General features: G+C 47.2%; 14 protein-coding genes. 12 read left to right on the forward strand and 2 right to left on the reverse strand.

Annotation, left to right across the window (positions count from 1 at the left end; translation table 11 throughout):
* Nucleotides 1–10 precede the first annotated feature (10 nt).
* Both lgt and ACED36_RS17030 read left to right on the forward strand, forming a co-directional pair.
* Nucleotides 11–811: a prolipoprotein diacylglyceryl transferase gene (lgt, locus tag ACED36_RS17025; protein WP_017004584.1), complete on the forward strand. Its 801-nt coding sequence runs from the start codon at nucleotides 11–13 to the stop codon at nucleotides 809–811.
* A gap of 93 nt (nucleotides 812–904) precedes the next feature.
* On the forward strand, nucleotides 905–1,744 hold the full coding sequence (locus ACED36_RS17030) for a thymidylate synthase (protein ID WP_017004585.1): 840 nt from the start codon (nucleotides 905–907) through the stop codon (nucleotides 1,742–1,744).
* Between the two features lie 236 nt (nucleotides 1,745–1,980).
* Here the strand turns inward: ACED36_RS17030 and ACED36_RS17035 are convergent, their stop codons facing one another.
* Complete coding sequence (locus tag ACED36_RS17035; protein ID WP_017004586.1) at nucleotides 1,981–3,126, reverse strand: Na/Pi symporter; 1,146 nt, start codon at nucleotides 3,124–3,126, stop codon at nucleotides 1,981–1,983.
* Between the two features lie 422 nt (nucleotides 3,127–3,548).
* Between ACED36_RS17035 and nhaA the strand changes: the two genes are divergently transcribed.
* The 3 genes from nhaA to ACED36_RS17050 all read left to right on the forward strand — a co-directional run bounded on the left by nhaA (nucleotide 3,549) and on the right by ACED36_RS17050 (nucleotide 6,258).
* On the forward strand, nucleotides 3,549–4,739 hold the full coding sequence (nhaA, locus tag ACED36_RS17040) for a Na+/H+ antiporter NhaA (RefSeq protein WP_016961686.1): 1,191 nt from the start codon (nucleotides 3,549–3,551) through the stop codon (nucleotides 4,737–4,739).
* 218 nt (nucleotides 4,740–4,957) lie between these two features.
* A complete protein-coding gene (gene nhaR, locus ACED36_RS17045; protein WP_016961685.1) occupies nucleotides 4,958–5,845 on the forward strand; it encodes a transcriptional activator NhaR in 888 nt (295 codons plus the stop codon).
* A 113-nt stretch (nucleotides 5,846–5,958) separates the two neighbouring features.
* A complete protein-coding gene (locus ACED36_RS17050) occupies nucleotides 5,959–6,258 on the forward strand; it encodes a metalloregulator ArsR/SmtB family transcription factor (RefSeq protein WP_017005838.1) in 300 nt (99 codons plus the stop codon).
* Nucleotides 6,259–6,332: 74 nt separating this feature from the next.
* Here ACED36_RS17050 and rpsT read toward each other — a convergent pair whose 3' ends face one another.
* Complete coding sequence (gene rpsT, locus ACED36_RS17055) at nucleotides 6,333–6,593, reverse strand: 30S ribosomal protein S20 (protein WP_016961683.1); 261 nt, start codon at nucleotides 6,591–6,593, stop codon at nucleotides 6,333–6,335.
* 294 nt (nucleotides 6,594–6,887) lie between these two features.
* Here rpsT and murJ point away from each other — a divergent pair, with 294 nt between their 5' ends.
* The 7 genes from murJ to dapB all read left to right on the forward strand — a co-directional run bounded on the left by murJ (nucleotide 6,888) and on the right by dapB (nucleotide 15,430).
* Entirely contained in the window at nucleotides 6,888–8,447 is a 1,560-nt protein-coding gene (gene murJ, locus ACED36_RS17060; RefSeq protein WP_371733561.1) for a murein biosynthesis integral membrane protein MurJ, read from the forward strand.
* A gap of 62 nt (nucleotides 8,448–8,509) precedes the next feature.
* On the forward strand, nucleotides 8,510–9,451 hold the full coding sequence (ribF, locus tag ACED36_RS17065; RefSeq protein WP_016961681.1) for a bifunctional riboflavin kinase/FAD synthetase: 942 nt from the start codon (nucleotides 8,510–8,512) through the stop codon (nucleotides 9,449–9,451).
* A 25-nt stretch (nucleotides 9,452–9,476) separates the two neighbouring features.
* Nucleotides 9,477–12,305 carry an isoleucine--tRNA ligase gene (gene ileS / locus ACED36_RS17070; protein ID WP_371733562.1) on the forward strand — a complete coding sequence of 943 codons (2,829 nt, stop codon included), beginning with the start codon at nucleotides 9,477–9,479 and terminating at the stop codon, nucleotides 12,303–12,305.
* Between the two features lie 90 nt (nucleotides 12,306–12,395).
* Nucleotides 12,396–12,908 carry a signal peptidase II gene (gene lspA, locus ACED36_RS17075; RefSeq protein WP_016961679.1) on the forward strand — a complete coding sequence of 171 codons (513 nt, stop codon included), beginning with the start codon at nucleotides 12,396–12,398 and terminating at the stop codon, nucleotides 12,906–12,908.
* 155 nt (nucleotides 12,909–13,063) lie between these two features.
* Nucleotides 13,064–13,495, forward strand: a complete 432-nt coding sequence (gene fkpB, locus ACED36_RS17080) for an FKBP-type peptidyl-prolyl cis-trans isomerase (protein ID WP_371733563.1) — start codon at nucleotides 13,064–13,066, stop codon at nucleotides 13,493–13,495.
* Between the two features lie 27 nt (nucleotides 13,496–13,522).
* Complete coding sequence (gene ispH / locus ACED36_RS17085; protein WP_371733564.1) at nucleotides 13,523–14,467, forward strand: 4-hydroxy-3-methylbut-2-enyl diphosphate reductase; 945 nt, start codon at nucleotides 13,523–13,525, stop codon at nucleotides 14,465–14,467.
* A 153-nt stretch (nucleotides 14,468–14,620) separates the two neighbouring features.
* Entirely contained in the window at nucleotides 14,621–15,430 is an 810-nt protein-coding gene (gene dapB / locus ACED36_RS17090; RefSeq protein WP_016961675.1) for a 4-hydroxy-tetrahydrodipicolinate reductase, read from the forward strand.
* Nucleotides 15,431–15,826: the final 396 nt, after the last annotated feature.

Consider the following 15,826-nt stretch of genomic DNA (forward strand, 5'->3'; position numbering starts at 1 on the left):
AGACAACTCTATGTCTCTGACATTTCCCCAAATTGATCCCATCCTGATTGAAATTGGCCCGCTTGCGATTCGTTGGTACGGTTTAATGTATCTAGCGGGCTTTGCGTTTGCCCTTTGGTTAGCTAATCGTCGTGCTGACAAGGCTGGTAGTGGCTGGACACGTGATGAGGTCAGTGACTTACTGTTTGCGGGATTCTTAGGCGTTGTGCTAGGCGGGCGCATTGGCTATGTGCTCTTCTATCAATTTGATGCTTTCCTTGCTGATCCTATTTTTTTGTTCAAAGTGTGGACGGGCGGTATGTCTTTCCATGGTGGCTTGCTCGGTGTTATTACCGCCATGTTTTGGTTTGCACGCAAAACCAAGCGCACCTTTTTCACCGTGTCTGATTTCATTGCGCCGCTGGTACCATTTGGATTGGGCGCCGGACGACTGGGTAACTTCATCAATGGTGAATTGTGGGGACGCGCTACTGATGCACCGTGGGGCGTAATATTTCCTACGGGTGGTCCGATTGCGCGTCACCCTTCGCAGCTGTATGAGTTCGCGCTTGAAGGTGTGGTGCTGTTCCTGATCCTTAACTGGTTTGCGCGTCATCCTCGTCCTGCTGGTGCAATATCAGGCTTGTTCTTGATTGGGTATGGTTCGTTCCGTTTTATCGTCGAATTCTTCCGTGAACCCGATGCGCACCTCGGCCTATTTGGTGATTGGATAAGCATGGGACAAATTTTGTCGACACCGATGATCATTGGTGGGGCACTCATGATGGTTTGGGCATATCGTCGCGCGAAAAACGCGACCCGCTCAGCCTAATTTTGCATTCTTAAGCCGCAGCCTGTCTGCGGTTTTCTTTGTCTTTAATCTGCCATTCAGCCTGCTGGTGGATGGGTAATGTAAGGAATAGTCATGAAGCAGTATCTTGATTTGATGCAGGATATCATTGATAACGGCAGCGATCGTGGCGATCGCACGGGTGTGGGTACGCGCTCTGTCTTTGGTCGACAGTTGCGTTTTGATCTCAGCGAAGGTTTCCCGATGCTGACGACCAAGAAGCTGTATACGCGTGCCATTATTCAAGAGTTGCTTTGGTTCTTAAACGGTGACACCAACATCAAGTATTTACAGGACAACAATGTCAGTATTTGGGATGAGTGGGCGACAGAAAGCGGTGACCTTGGCCCTGTCTATGGCGCTCAATGGCGTTCGTGGGCGTGTCCTGATGGCTCTACTGTTGATCAAATTGCCGAGCTCATTGAGCAAATTAAAATCAAACCTAATTCACGTCGTCATATTATCACCGCATGGAATCCAGCAGATTTGCCGGATGAGAGCATAGGCCCTCAAGCCAATGTCGAACAGGGGAAAATGGCGCTGGCTCCTTGCCACTGTTTATTCCAGTTCTATGTGGCTGACGGAAAACTGTCATGCCAGCTATATCAGCGCAGTGCAGATTACTTTCTCGGTGTGCCATTCAATATCGCCAGTTACGCTTTGTTCACGCATATGATTGCGCAGCAATGTGATTTGGAAGTGGGAGATTTTGTGCATACCTTCGGTGATGTGCATCTTTATCATAACCATTTAACTGACGATATCGTCTATGAGCAGCTCAAGCGTGTGCCTGGCAACAAGCCGACGCTAACGATCGCACGTAAGCCTGACTCAATCTTTGATTACACGTTGGAAGACTTTGTTATCGAAGGATATGACGCGCAGCCAAGCATTAAGGCGCCGATCGCGATTTAATCAGTCAGGTTTGAACAGCAAGTATTCAGAAGCCGGGGATTTCCCGGTTTTTTTGTGGGAAATAAAGCGCAGAGACTAGGAGGAGCAGGACTCAGATCCTAGGAAAAGCACAAGCAAGTGCTTAATGTAGAAAATGCAGGTATCAACATATCGCAGTACCCAGTACCCAAGACCTGCTCTATTTTCCCCAAAAAAAACGCCCGCATCAGCGGGCGTTTTATCGAATGTGTTTTGACTTACTGTGTCGCTAACATAACGATTGATGGAATCGCAACAAATACCAAACCAAGGTACGCAACCACAGCCAGCTTGTTCTTCGCTGCAACCTCGCCCAGCTTCTCTGCGCACTTCAATGGGATTTCGCGCAAGAATGGCGTACCAAAGATAAGCAGTGTAGCAAGTACGTTGAACACAAGGTGTACCAGCGCGATTTGCAGAGCAAATACCGCGTTAGGACCCGTCACTGCTGTCGCGGCAAGTAGCGCAGTGATACAGGTACCGATGTTTGCACCAAGGGTGAAGGGATAAACATCACGTACCTTGAGAACATTGGTGCCAACCAAAGGAACCATCAAGCTTGTCGTTGTTGAAGAAGACTGAACCAGAATCGTCACTAAGGTGCCTGATGCGATGCCGTGCAGAGGGCCACGACCGATGGCATTGTGAAGAAGCTCTTTTGCACGACCAACCATTAGTTTGCGCATCAATTTACCCATCATGGTAATAGCAGCAAAGATCAATGCAATACCTAGGAAGATAAGCGCTACGCCACCCCAGTCACCAGGCAGTGAAGAGAACAGACCTTTCGTGCCGTTAACCAAAGGCTTAGTCAATGGACCCATGAAGTCCAGACCTTTCATGCTCAGGTTGCCATCAAACATTAGAGGTGCAACCAACCAGCTCGAAATTTTGTCTAACAGACCAAACATCATTTCCAAAGGAAGGAAAATGGAGACAGCCATTAAGTTAAAGAAATCATGAACGGTTGCGCAGGTGAATGCTCGGCGGAATTCTTCTTTACAGCGCGCGTGGCCTAGGCTCACCAAGGTATTGGTTACGGTCGTACCAATGTTGGCACCCATAATCATAGGAATAGCTGTTTCGACTGGTAGGCCACCGGCAACCAGACCAACAATAATCGATGTGACTGTGCTTGAAGATTGGATCAGTGCGGTTGCAACGATACCGATCATCAGACCCGCTACAGGGTGAGAGGCGAATTCAAACAGGGTTCTCGCTTCGTCACCTGCCGCCCATTTAAAACCACTACCAACCATGGAAACTGCAACAAGCAGAATATAAAGCATCAGTGCCAGGTTGGCCCAACGTACCCAATTCTTAGAGCTGTTAATTGGAGCAGCAGTAGAAGCTTGGGATGTCATAAGGAAATCTCCGAGACAGTTGTATGTCAGATTTGTGTCAATGAATTAATCTGAGCGAATAGTAGGTAGGAAATATTTCACTAATATTACAGTTTTAATTCTGACTGCTGACCAATGATAAGAATAGGTGTAAAGCTACATGTTCATCCTGTGTTTTGATTAATAGAAACAATGATTTAATTGTTTTTGTGTGGTATTTTTCAAGTGGTTAAAAAGCGCCCAAACGCGCGATATTTATCGTAAAAGATGTCACATTGAGGGGCATTTATGACAGGGTCATGTTTCACACCACGAAAAAAGTGTCACTTTTTGGTGGAAACTTCGGATATTCCGAGGTTTAATCTCCAAAGAACCGATTTTTCTTTAATGATGATTGGTGACTAGACTAATAGGGATTACTTAATTTTAACGGAGTGCTTTAAATGACTGATGCGATTCGTCAGTTTATGAAGATGGAATCAGCCGGCGGTTTGGTGCTGATCATTGCTGCAATATTGGCGATTGTGATTGCCAACTCACCCTTGCAGCCGCTATATGATGGCGCTCTTCATAGCTACATAGCTGGTTTATCGGTCGCGCATTGGATCAATGATGGTCTGATGGCTATCTTCTTTATGCTGATCGGACTCGAAGTGAAAAGGGAACTCATTGAGGGTGCCCTTAATACGAAAGAAAAAGCGATTTTTCCTGCTATTGCTGCCGTAGGTGGCATGCTGGCACCTGCTTTGGTTTATTTGGCATTTAACTATTCAGATCCTGTGACCATAAATGGTTGGGCTATCCCCGCAGCAACAGACATCGCTTTCGCACTCGGCGTGATGGCATTGCTCGGTAAGCGTGTGCCTTTGTCTCTGAAAGTTTTCTTGCTCGCGCTGGCGATTATTGATGATTTAGGCGTCATTGTCGTGATCGCGCTGTTTTATAGCAGCGATCTTTCTATTACTGCGTTAGTGGTTGCCTTTATTTCTACCGCCGTATTGTTCTTAATGAACACCAAGAACGTCACTGGCGTGAAATGGTACTTGCTGGTTGGCGCGATTCTCTGGTTCAGTGTGTTGAAATCCGGCGTGCATGCGACGTTGGCGGGTGTGGTGCTTGGTTTTGCTATCCCTCTGGCGGGTGGCAAAGACGGAAAATCCCCGCTAAAAACGCTAGAGCATGCCATTCATCCCTACGCGGCATTTCTGATTCTTCCTTTGTTCGCATTTGCTAATGCGGGTGTCTCGTTGGAAGGTGTGTCACTGGCAAGCCTGACTAACATGCTGCCGCTAGGGATTGCGTTGGGTCTGCTGATTGGTAAGCCGTTAGGTATTTTTACCTTCAGCTGGATTGCTGTAAAAACAGGTGTGGCGCGATTACCTGAAAACGTCAACTTTAAGCAAATCTTTGCGGTTTCACTGCTATGTGGTATCGGCTTTACGATGTCGATATTCATCTCTTCGCTCGCGTTTGTGGGTGTGGACCAAAGCTACATCACGTTCTCTCGATTGGGTATTTTGATTGGGTCTACGGTTTCCGCGCTTGCTGGCTACGCACTATTGAGTGCGGTACTGCCTAAATCACCAGCGGCGGAAGAAGATGGCGATGGGGAAAAAGTGAGTATTGATTATTAAAGCGTGTATTTCACTGCATCTTTGATAGCAGGACTGGTTGTGCTGACTCAAACTGGCTGTGTTAAACGCATCGAGTAAAGATGATCATTGAGGCAGATTAGCATGTGAGGTCAGCATTATTGTGGCTCTAACCTCACTGAAGAAAACCAGATCATGACCTAATCAAAAAGCGCCATCACTACGTCCTCGTGGTGAGGCGCTTTTTACGTTGAGAAGCTATGTCGCATTTAAACTACAACCACCTCTATTATTTCTGGATGGTCTGCAAAAAAGGCTCAGTCTCAAAAGCGGCTGAAGCATTATTCCTGACACCGCAGACAGTAACCGGCCAAATACGTACCTTAGAAGACCGTCTGAACGGTAAACTGACTAAACGTTCAGGTAGGCATGTCGAACCAACTGAGCTCGGTCAGTTGGTTTACAAGTACGCTGACAAGATGTTCGGTATTAGCTACGAAATGTTAGATATCATTAACTATAGTCAGCGAGAGAATGAGCTATTTGATGTTGGCGTGGCCGATGCATTGTCGAAAAGCCTGGTGAGTCGTGTACTGCTAAAAGCGATTCCCGACGATGATGGTATTCACCTTCGTTGCTATGAATCGACCCATGAACTGCTTCTTGAGCAACTGAGGCAGCATAAGCTGGATATGATTTTGTCTGACTGTCCAGTGGATTCAAGTCAAAGCCCTGGATTGTTTAGCGTAAAGATAGGCGAAAGCATCATGAGCTTCTTTTGCTCAGGTGCTGTATCAAAAGAAAGATTCCCTGCCATAATTGAAGAACATAAGTTGCTCATTCCTGGCAGTCGGACAGCGATGGGACGCAAGCTGATGCACTGGTTTGATAGCCAAGGTATAACACCAACGATACTGGGTGAGTTTGATGATGCCGCATTAATGAAAGCTTTTGGGGCGAATCATCGGGCAATGTTTGTTGCACCAACGTTGTACTCGGCTGACATACTCGACTTGCCGGACATTCAAGAGATTGCCCAAGTAGAGGAATTAAAAGAAGAGTATTACGTTATATTTGCGGAAAGGATGATCCAACATCCTGCGGTAAAACGCATCTGTGAGGCTGACTTTAGCAAACTGTTCCATTAGTCTTACCTTATGAAATGGATTTCTTAAACGCAAGGCATTGTTGCTCATATGTTGAATGATACACTTAAATCAACGTGAACAACCTTTTAGATGTAGGTGAATAGGCAGTAAGTATGGAATTAAAACAAATGCAGGAAACTGGGCCCAAGGCAGTGCAATTGCTTAAAGCAATGGCAAATGAGCGCAGACTATTCATACTTTGTTATTTGCTGGAAGGGGAAATGTCTGTGGGGACGCTCAGTGATAAGCTTGAGCTGAGTCAGTCGGCTCTATCTCAACATCTGGCATGGTTGCGACGTGATGGCTTAGTGGCAACGCGTAAAGAGGCACAGACGGTCTACTACTCATTGAAGAGCATTGAGGTGCAGACCATTATGATGACCTTGCATCAACTCTATTGCAAAGACAAATAAGTGACGCGGTAGAAAATAGAAATAAAAAAAACCGGCTTTAGGCCGGTTTTTTTTATTTCAAATCTTAGCGCTTATTACAGAGCTTTGATTTGAGCAACTAGGCTAGCTTTATGACGAGCGGCCTTGTTCTTGTGGATAAGGCCTTTAGTAGCCATACGGTCAAGAATAGGTTGAGCTTCAGCAAATGCTTTAGTAGCTGCTTCTTTATCACCAGCTGCAATAGCGGTGATGGTTTTTTTCAGATAAGTGCGCATCATTGAGCGACGGCTTGCATTGTGCTGACGGCGCTTCTCAGATTGGATTGCACGCTTCTTAGCAGATTTGATATTCGCCAAGGGTCTAACTCCCAAATCTTATATTCGGTGACAATTTAAGGCCGAGGAATATGCCCCGTTTTACCCTAGTTGTCAATTCATTTGTGCAATAATCCGCCGCATTGCCATTGCAATGGCATGTGACGAACATCGCGGTTAATATGGCGGCAGATTCTACCAGCATTCTCAGTATGAAGTAAGCCTTTTATCTGTCTTTTCGCAGTTGTCACAACGTCTAAAACTCAATAAAAAAAGACGTGTTAACATCAGCGGTCGAATGCATCTTACTTTATTTTTCGTATTAAGGGGTTACAGGTGTCAAAGCGATTGCTTCGATCGGGGATGATTGTCAGCTTTATGACCATGGTATCGCGTGTCATGGGTTTGGTTCGTGATGTTGTTATTGCGAATCTTATGGGCGCTGGCGCCGCCGCAGATGTTTTCTTTTTTGCTAATAAAATCCCTAATTTTTTGCGTCGGTTATTTGCCGAAGGTGCTTTTTCGCAAGCCTTTGTGCCTGTACTTGCTGAGTATCAGGCCAGTGATGACAAAAACAAAACGCGTGAATTAATTGCCTATGTTTCAGGCACATTAGGTGTGTTGGTCACTATTGTGACGGTGATTGGTGTCATCGCATCGCCAGTGATTACCGCACTTTTTGGTATGGGGTGGTTTGTTGATTGGTGGAATGATGGCCCGTCGGCATATAAATTTGAATTGGCATCACTGGTACTAAAAATCACGTTTCCCTATCTGTGGTTTATTAGTTTTGTGGCGTTAGCGGGTTCAATTTTAAACACCCTTGGCCGTTTTGCAGTTTCGTCCTTTACGCCAGTATTTCTCAATATTGCGATGATTTCAGCCGCGATCTGGATAGCACCCAGCATGGATCAGCCCGAAGTCGGATTGGGTATTGGCGTTTTTCTGGGTGGTTTGATTCAGTTTGCGTTTCAGATCCCATTTCTTTATCGCGAAGGCATGCTTGTCCGCCCTAAATGGGGCTGGAAACATCCCGGTGTGGTGAAAATTCGCACCTTGATGATCCCTGCGCTGTTTGGTGTGTCGGTAAGTCAGATTAATTTGTTGCTGGATACATTTATTGCCAGTTTCTTAGCAACAGGCTCCATCAGTTGGTTGTATTACTCAGACCGTTTGTTGGAGTTTCCTCTGGGTTTGTTCGGCATCGCGATCGCAACGGTGATCTTGCCAGCGTTATCCAAAAAGCACGTTGAACAAACATCGGGGCAGTTTGCAAGCACCATGGACTGGGGCATTCGCATGGTGCTGCTTTTGGGCGCTCCTGCGATGATTGGCATGATGATATTGGCCAAACCCATGCTGATGGTGTTGTTCATGCGCGGTGAATTTGGAGTGGATGATGTCAACGCCGCGTCATTGTCGCTGGTTGCCTATTCATCAGGTTTGTTGAATTTTATGCTCATCAAGGTTCTCGCCCCTGGATATTACGCACGTCAAGATACCAAAACACCCGTTCGATACGGCATTATTGCTATGGTTAGTAATATGGTCTTTAACCTAATATTTGCATACTTCTATGGCTATGTGGGGCTGGCAATGGCAACGGCACTCTCAGCGCTGATTAATGCAGGTTTGTTGTATCGCGGACTGCACAAGCAGGGGGTTTATCGCATTAGCAAAGAGACGGTGATCTTTACGTTACGTTTGATGATCGCGGTGGTGCTGATGGGGGGCCTGATTTTGGGATTGATGCCAGAAAATGACCGCTGGTTGGCAATGGATTTGTGGCAGAGAATTTATATGCTGTCAGGAATAATTGGCGCAGGTGCAGTCACTTACCTCGTATCATTACTGGTTTTGGGTCTAAGACCCCATCAACTTCGCATAGAAGGCTGATTGATTGAGGCGATTAGTATATAATCCGTCGGTTTTTTTGAGGGGAAAGCAGTTTTAGCACTATGGAATTGATCCGAGGTATTCATAACATCCGAGACAGGCACCGTGGATGTGTACTGACTATCGGCAACTTTGATGGTGTGCATTTGGGGCATCAAAAAGTGCTAAAACGCGTGGTTGAAAAAGCACGTGGGCTAGGGCTGCCATCAACCGTGATGGTATTTGAACCTCAACCAAGAGAACTGTTCTCCCAAGAGCAAGCGCCCGCTAGACTGACGCGTTTGCGTGATAAGTACACCCAGTTAGCCAAATTGGGCGTTGAGCGTCTATTGGTGGTGAATTTCAATGCGAAGTTTGCTGCCATGACACCGTATGACTTTGTTCATCGCTTGTTGGCTGAACAATTGGGTGTTAAGTTTCTCGTGGTCGGCGATGACTTTCGCTTTGGCGCTGAGCGTCAGGGCGATTTTTGTTATCTGCAAGATGAAGCGCGGAGTGTAGGTTTTGAAGTGGTCAGCACTCAAAGCTTTACCGTTTCTACGCAGCGTGTGAGTAGCACCGCTATCCGAAATGAATTGGCGGATGGTAATCAGTTAGCTACTGAGGACATGCTCGGCAGACCCTACAGCATCAGTGGGCGAGTCTCACACGGTAAAAAATTGGGGAGGACGATTGGCTTCCCGACTGCCAATGTGCCATTGAAACGCCGAGTGACACCCGTGTCCGGTGTCTATGTGGTCAAGGTTGGCGGTATCGAAACAAACCAATGGCTAGGCGGTGTGGCTAACGTCGGCACTCGGCCAACAGTTAACGGTGTGCGTCAACAACTTGAAGTACATCTTTTCGACCTTGAGGAAGATCTCTATGGTCGACATATCGAAGTCCAGCTTCTTCATAAGCTGCGTGACGAGATGAAATTCGGCTCGCTTGACGAGTTGAAAGCCCAAATTGAACTTGATGCTCAGACAGCGCGTGCATGGTTGTCTGAGCCGTCTAATAAATAATGTCCATATACGGAATGAACAATCAATGAGTGACTTTAAAGATACCTTAAACCTGCCGGAAACCGCGTTTCCGATGCGAGGTAATCTTGCTCAGCGCGAGCCACAAATGCTTAAGCGTTGGTATGAGGAAGATCTTTACGGCGAGATCCGTAAAGCGAAGAAGGGTAAGAAATCCTTCATTTTGCATGACGGCCCTCCGTATGCGAATGGCAATATTCACATTGGTCACTCAGTAAACAAAATTCTTAAAGACATTATTGTTAAGTCTAAAACGCTGTCTGATTTTGACGCGCCTTACATCCCTGGTTGGGATTGTCATGGTTTGCCAATTGAACTGATGGTTGAGAAGAAAATCGGTAAGCCAGGCCAAAAAGTGTCTGCTGCTGAGTTTCGTCAAAAATGCCGTGAGTATGCCGCCAAGCAAGTTGAAGGCCAGAAAGCTGACTTCAAACGTCTAGGTGTATTGGGCGAGTGGGACAAGCCCTACTTGACCATGGACTTCGGTACCGAAGCCAACATCATTCGTGCACTGGGCAAAATTGCTGGCAATGGTCACTTACACAAAGGTTTCAAACCTGTTCACTGGTGTACAGACTGTGGCTCCGCATTGGCAGAAGCAGAAGTAGAATACGAGAACAAAGTGTCACCATCGATTGATGTGATGTTCCGTGCCACGGACGAAGCGGCTGTGCTGTCTAAGTTAAACTTGGCGGAAGGTCATGAAGGTCACGGCGATGTGTCTATCGTTATCTGGACCACAACACCTTGGACGCTGCCAGCTAACCGTGCGGTTGCTGTCGCTAGTGCACTGGAATATGTGCTGGTTCAGGTAGAAGGTGAAACACCACGTCGTTTGATCATGGCTGCAGAACTTGTGAAGTCAGTGATGGATCGTGTCGGTATCGAACACTTCCATAATCTGGGTTTCTGTAATGGTGATGCGTTGGAGTTATTGCGCTTCAACCACCCGTTCTACAACTTTGATGTGCCAGTTGTTTGCGGTGAACACGTAACGACTGAATCAGGTACAGGCGTGGTTCACACCGCACCAGGCCACGGTCAAGAAGACTTTGTTGTTGGTCAAAAATACGGACTAGAAGTCGCAAACCCTGTTGGCAGCAACGGCGTTTACCTGCCAGACACTGAGCTGTTTGCGGGTCAACACGTTTTAAAAGCTAACAACAACGTGATTGACGTGCTGAAAGAGCACGGTGCATTGCTGCATCATCATGCGTTTGAGCACAGCTACCCGCATTGCTGGCGCCATAAAACGCCGATCATTTTCCGTGCAACCCCGCAGTGGTTTATCTCAATGGAGAAAGCGGGTCTGCGTGCGAAAGCGCTGGAAGAAATCAAAAATGTACAGTGGATCCCTGAATGGGGTCAAAACCGTATTGAATCGATGGTAGATGGTCGCCCTGATTGGTGTATCTCTCGTCAACGCACTTGGGGCGTACCCATTGCTTTGTTTGTTCATAAAGAAACATCAGAGCTGCACCCGAATACGGTTGAATTGATTGAGCAAGTGGCTCAAAAAGTTGAACAATCAGGCATTCAAGCTTGGTGGGATCTTAACATCGACGAGCTGCTTGGCGACGATGCAGCGCATTACGAAAAAGTGCTGGATACGCTGGATGTATGGTTCGATTCAGGCGCAACGCACTATGCGGTTGTGAATCAGCGTCCTGAATTTAACGGTCACGAAGCGGACATGTACTTGGAAGGTTCTGATCAACACCGTGGTTGGTTCCAATCATCACTGCTAACGTCAGTGGCGATTAAAAATCACGCCCCTTACAAGCAAGTGCTGACCCACGGTTTCACCGTTGATGGTCAGGGCCGTAAGATGTCGAAGTCGATCGGTAATGTGGTTTCACCACAAGAAGTGATGAACAAACTGGGTGGTGACATTCTGCGTTTGTGGGTTGCTTCAACAGACTACACCGGTGAAATGACGGTGTCTGATGAAATCCTAAAGCGTAGTGCTGACGCTTACCGTCGTATCCGTAACACGGCGCGTTTCCTTCTGGCGAACCTTAATGGTTTCAACCCAGAAACGGACATGGTTGCTGCACAAGATATGGTGATTGCAGATCGCTGGGCGGTAGGTAAAGCACTAGAAGCGCAAGAAGAAATGCTGAAAGCATTTGAAGAGTGTAACTTCCACCAAGTCACACAGCGTTTGATGCAATTCTGCTCGGTTGAGATGGGTTCATTCTATTTGGACATCATCAAAGACCGTCAGTACACCGCGAAAGCAGGTGGTCTCGCACACCGTAGCTGTCAAACAGCCTTGTTCCATATCATGGAAGCGCTGGTTCGCTGGATGGCACCTATCATGTCGTTCACAGCGGATGAAATCTGGAACGAGATGCCAGGTAACCGTGCTAAGTACGTATTCACAGAAGTATGGTACGACGGTCTGTTTGGTTTGAGCGATGACGAGCAACTGAACAACGCGTTCTGGGCGGAATTGCTTCGCGTACGTGGTGCGGTCAACAAAGTGTTGGAGCAAGCACGTAACGACAAGAAAATTGGTGGCTCACTTGAAGCGGAAATCACGCTTTATGCAAACCCTGAGTTCGCTGCTAAATTGCAAGCCATGGGTGATGAACTGCGTTTTGTTCTGTTGACGTCGAAAGCCGTTGTGGTTGCGACGGATGCCGCACCTGAATCAGCCGTTGTCACTGATGTTGATGGGCTGGCGGTTGTCGTTGAGAAATCAGAAGCGGCGAAGTGTGAACGTTGCTGGCACCATGTGCCTGATGTGGGCACGATTGCAGGGCACGAAGAACTTTGTGGCCGTTGCGTGAGCAACATCGATGGTGAAGGCGAAAAACGTCAATTCGCGTAATTGCGGGTTCGTTTAATCACACAGTAGCAAAGACAAAAGCTGGCTGACTTGGTTCACCAGCTTTTTGCTCAACGATAGTAGGAAGGTTGGATGAAAGATCTGACAACGAAACAATCAGGGGTACGTTGGCTTTGGCTAGCGCTTCTGGTGTTCGTTCTCGATATTGGCACCAAGTTGTTCGTGATGGATACCATGGGATATGGTTGGGCAAACCGCATTGAGATTTTGCCTTTCTTTAACCTGTTATATGTTCATAACTATGGCGCAGCGTTCAGCTTTTTGAGTGATGCAGGCGGTTGGCAACGCTGGTTCTTTGCAGCGATTGCACTTGGCGTGTCGGGACTATTGATTTACTGGATGCGTTGTACGCCTGCCAGTAACAGAATTTTGAACGTAGCTTATGCCCTCGTGATCGGCGGCGCCATTGGTAATTTGTTTGATCGTCTCGTTCATGGATATGTTGTCGATTTTCTTGATTTCTATATCGGCAACAGCCATTGGCCAGCATTCAATCTTGCCGACGCAGCAATCTGTGTAGGTGCAGGGTTAATCGTGTTGGATAGCGTGAGAGCATCAAAAAAGCCGCACGCTGAGGCCGAATAAGCACCGTGCTTTTCGACTGTTAATACATTGATGGCGCTGCTCGCAATTGCGAGCGGCGCTTTCTTATAATGAGTGTTTTAAAACCCAATATATTTTGTGGTTTTGGGTGTTTCTACGTTTGTTTGGCGCACCTTCTAATTCAAGGATCTGAGTGAATGACGCAAATTATCGCAAACAGTGAAGTGATCATGCATTTCACTATTAAGATGGAAGATGGTTCTGTCGCAGACAGCACGAAAACCTCAGGTAAGCCCGCTAAGATGGTGATGGGCGATGGCAGCCTGACTGAAAATTTTGAGAAATGTTTGCTGGGTCTGAGCGAAGGCGAAGCGGGAAGTTTCACACTTGAACCTGCCGATGCGTTCGGCATGCCTAACCCAGATAACGTTCAGCATATGGATCGCACGCTATTTGTTGGTGACGCGTCTGCAGAAGAAGGCACCATTATTGCTTTTGCAGGTCCTGGCGGCCAAGAGATCCCCGGCGTGATCACCGAAGTGGCTGGCGAATCAGTTACCGTGGATTTCAACCATCCATTGGCAGGACACCGTGTTATCTTTGACGTTGAAATCATCAGCGTCAGTTAAAGTACAAGTTGGTCAAAAGGCAACCCAATGAAAATCATGCTTGCAAACCCAAGAGGGTTTTGTGCCGGTGTAGACCGTGCTATCAGCATTGTTGAACGTGCACTCGAACTTTATCAACCGCCAATTTATGTGCGTCATGAAGTGGTACACAACCGCTTTGTGGTGGAGGGCCTGAAATCTCGTGGCGCAGTGTTTGTTGAAGAACTGAGTGAAGTTCCCGATGACAGCATCGTGATTTTCTCTGCGCATGGTGTATCTCAAGCCGTTCGTCAGGAAGCGAAATCACGCAGCCTGACCGTGTTTGATGCTACCTGTCCGTTGGTGACCAAAGTCCATATGGAAGTCGCACGCGCAAGCCGCCGTGATATGGAGGTGGTTCTGATTGGTCACGCAGGTCATCCTGAAGTGGAAGGAACCATGGGTCAGTACGCAAGCGATACTGGCGGTATGTATTTGGTCGAGCGACCAGAAGACGTCTATAAGCTCGTCGTCAAAGACCCAACCAATCTTCATTATGTCAGCCAAACAACGTTGTCTGTGGATGAAACTGCGGATGTCATTGATACCCTGCGTCAAGTGTTCCCTGATATCCAAGGCCCGCGTAAAGATGACATTTGCTATGCAACCCAAAACAGACAAGATGCCGTGCGCGATCTCGCGACCCAGTGTGATGTATTGGTCGTTGTTGGCTCGAAAAACAGCTCGAACTCGAATCGTTTGCGCGAGCTGAGTGAAAAGCTGGGTACGCCGGGTTACTTGATTGATTGTGCTGAAGACGTGATACCGGAATGGTTTGATGGCAAAGCTAAAATTGGTGTGACCGCAGGGGCATCTGCGCCGGAAGAACTGGTTAATCTGATCATTGCGCGCATTGAAGCTTTGGGTGGAACGTCAGTTGAAGAGCTAAAAGGACGTGAAGAAAATATGTTCTTTGAAGTGCCTCGTGAACTGCAAGTCAAGCAGGTGCAATAAGCATCGCAACGCATTTTGAAGGGAGCTAATGGCTCCCTTTTTCTTGATTTCGTCACCAATATACATCGTGTGGCGAAAAGGGTAGAGTGAATAACAAATTATTATTTGGTGTCGGTGATCCGGCATGAACAGGACGTTAACAAGGGGAAAATGATGGTTCGCATAGCAATTGCGGGCGCTGCAGGTCGAATGGGCCGACAGCTAATTCAAGCCACGGACGCAATGGAAGGCGTTGTCTTTACTGCGGCCAGCGAGCGCTCTGAATCAAGCTTAATTGGTGCGGATGCAGGCGAACTTGCTGGTATAGGCAAACGCGATATAGCGATTGTCGATAATCTCGCGAAAGTTGCTGATGACTTTGATGTCATCATTGATTTTACTGCGCCAGTTGCAACACTCGCGAACTTAGCATTGTGCAGAGAGCATGGCAAAAAACTGGTGATCGGCACAACGGGCTTTTCTGAAGAGCAGCGAGCTGAAATAGATGCAGCAGCAAGTGATGTCGCGTTAGTGATGGCACCTAATTACAGTGTCGGTGTTAACTTGGTTTTTAAGCTGTTAGAAAAAGCCGCCAAAGTAATGGGTGACTACTGCGATATTGAAATCATTGAAGCCCACCACCGCCACAAAGTTGATGCGCCATCTGGTACTGCAATCGGCATGGGCGAGGCTATTGCCGGAGCAATGGGCAACAAACTGAGCGATGTTGCTGTTTATGCCCGTGAAGGGATAACGGGTGAACGTACTCGCGACGAAATTGGTTTTGCAACCATTCGCGCGGGAGACATCGTTGGTGAACACACTGCCATGTTTGCTGACATCGGCGAGCGTGTTGAAATTACCCATAAGGCCTCAAACCGCATGACGTTTGCCAATGGCGCTGTACGCGCTGGCAAGTGGGTTGCAGCTAAAGATACGGGCTTTTTTACCATGCAAGATGTATTGGAACTCGATCAGCTATAATGCCTACCTATGCAGTAAGTGAATACTTGCTGCATATTCCTGTCCCTAACGACTCTTCAAGTATGTGACTGCCGCTAGTCTGAATATCACTCTCATTGACCTGCTATTTATTGGGTTACGCTATAATACCTCGCTGTGATGGCTAAAAGTTTGGCTTTAGTGGTAACATGTAAACGGTTGCGGAGTGAGCTGGTTGTGTTTTTACCGCCGTGGTCGACAAAGAGGTAAAAGTGTTAGCTCCGTGGATGTAAAACCGCTGAGTTATAGAGGTTAAGCCTGTCTTTTGTCTGCTTGATGCGCTAATTGCCATCTATTGGCTATAAAGCATATTCTTTTTTCACTCCTTGTTGACACTTTCGACCGCAATATCTAAAATGCGCGCAATTTGTCTAAATT

It is taken from the genome of Enterovibrio sp. FF113 (assembly GCF_041439165.1).
Lineage (GTDB): Bacteria > Pseudomonadota > Gammaproteobacteria > Enterobacterales > Vibrionaceae > Enterovibrio > Enterovibrio norvegicus_A.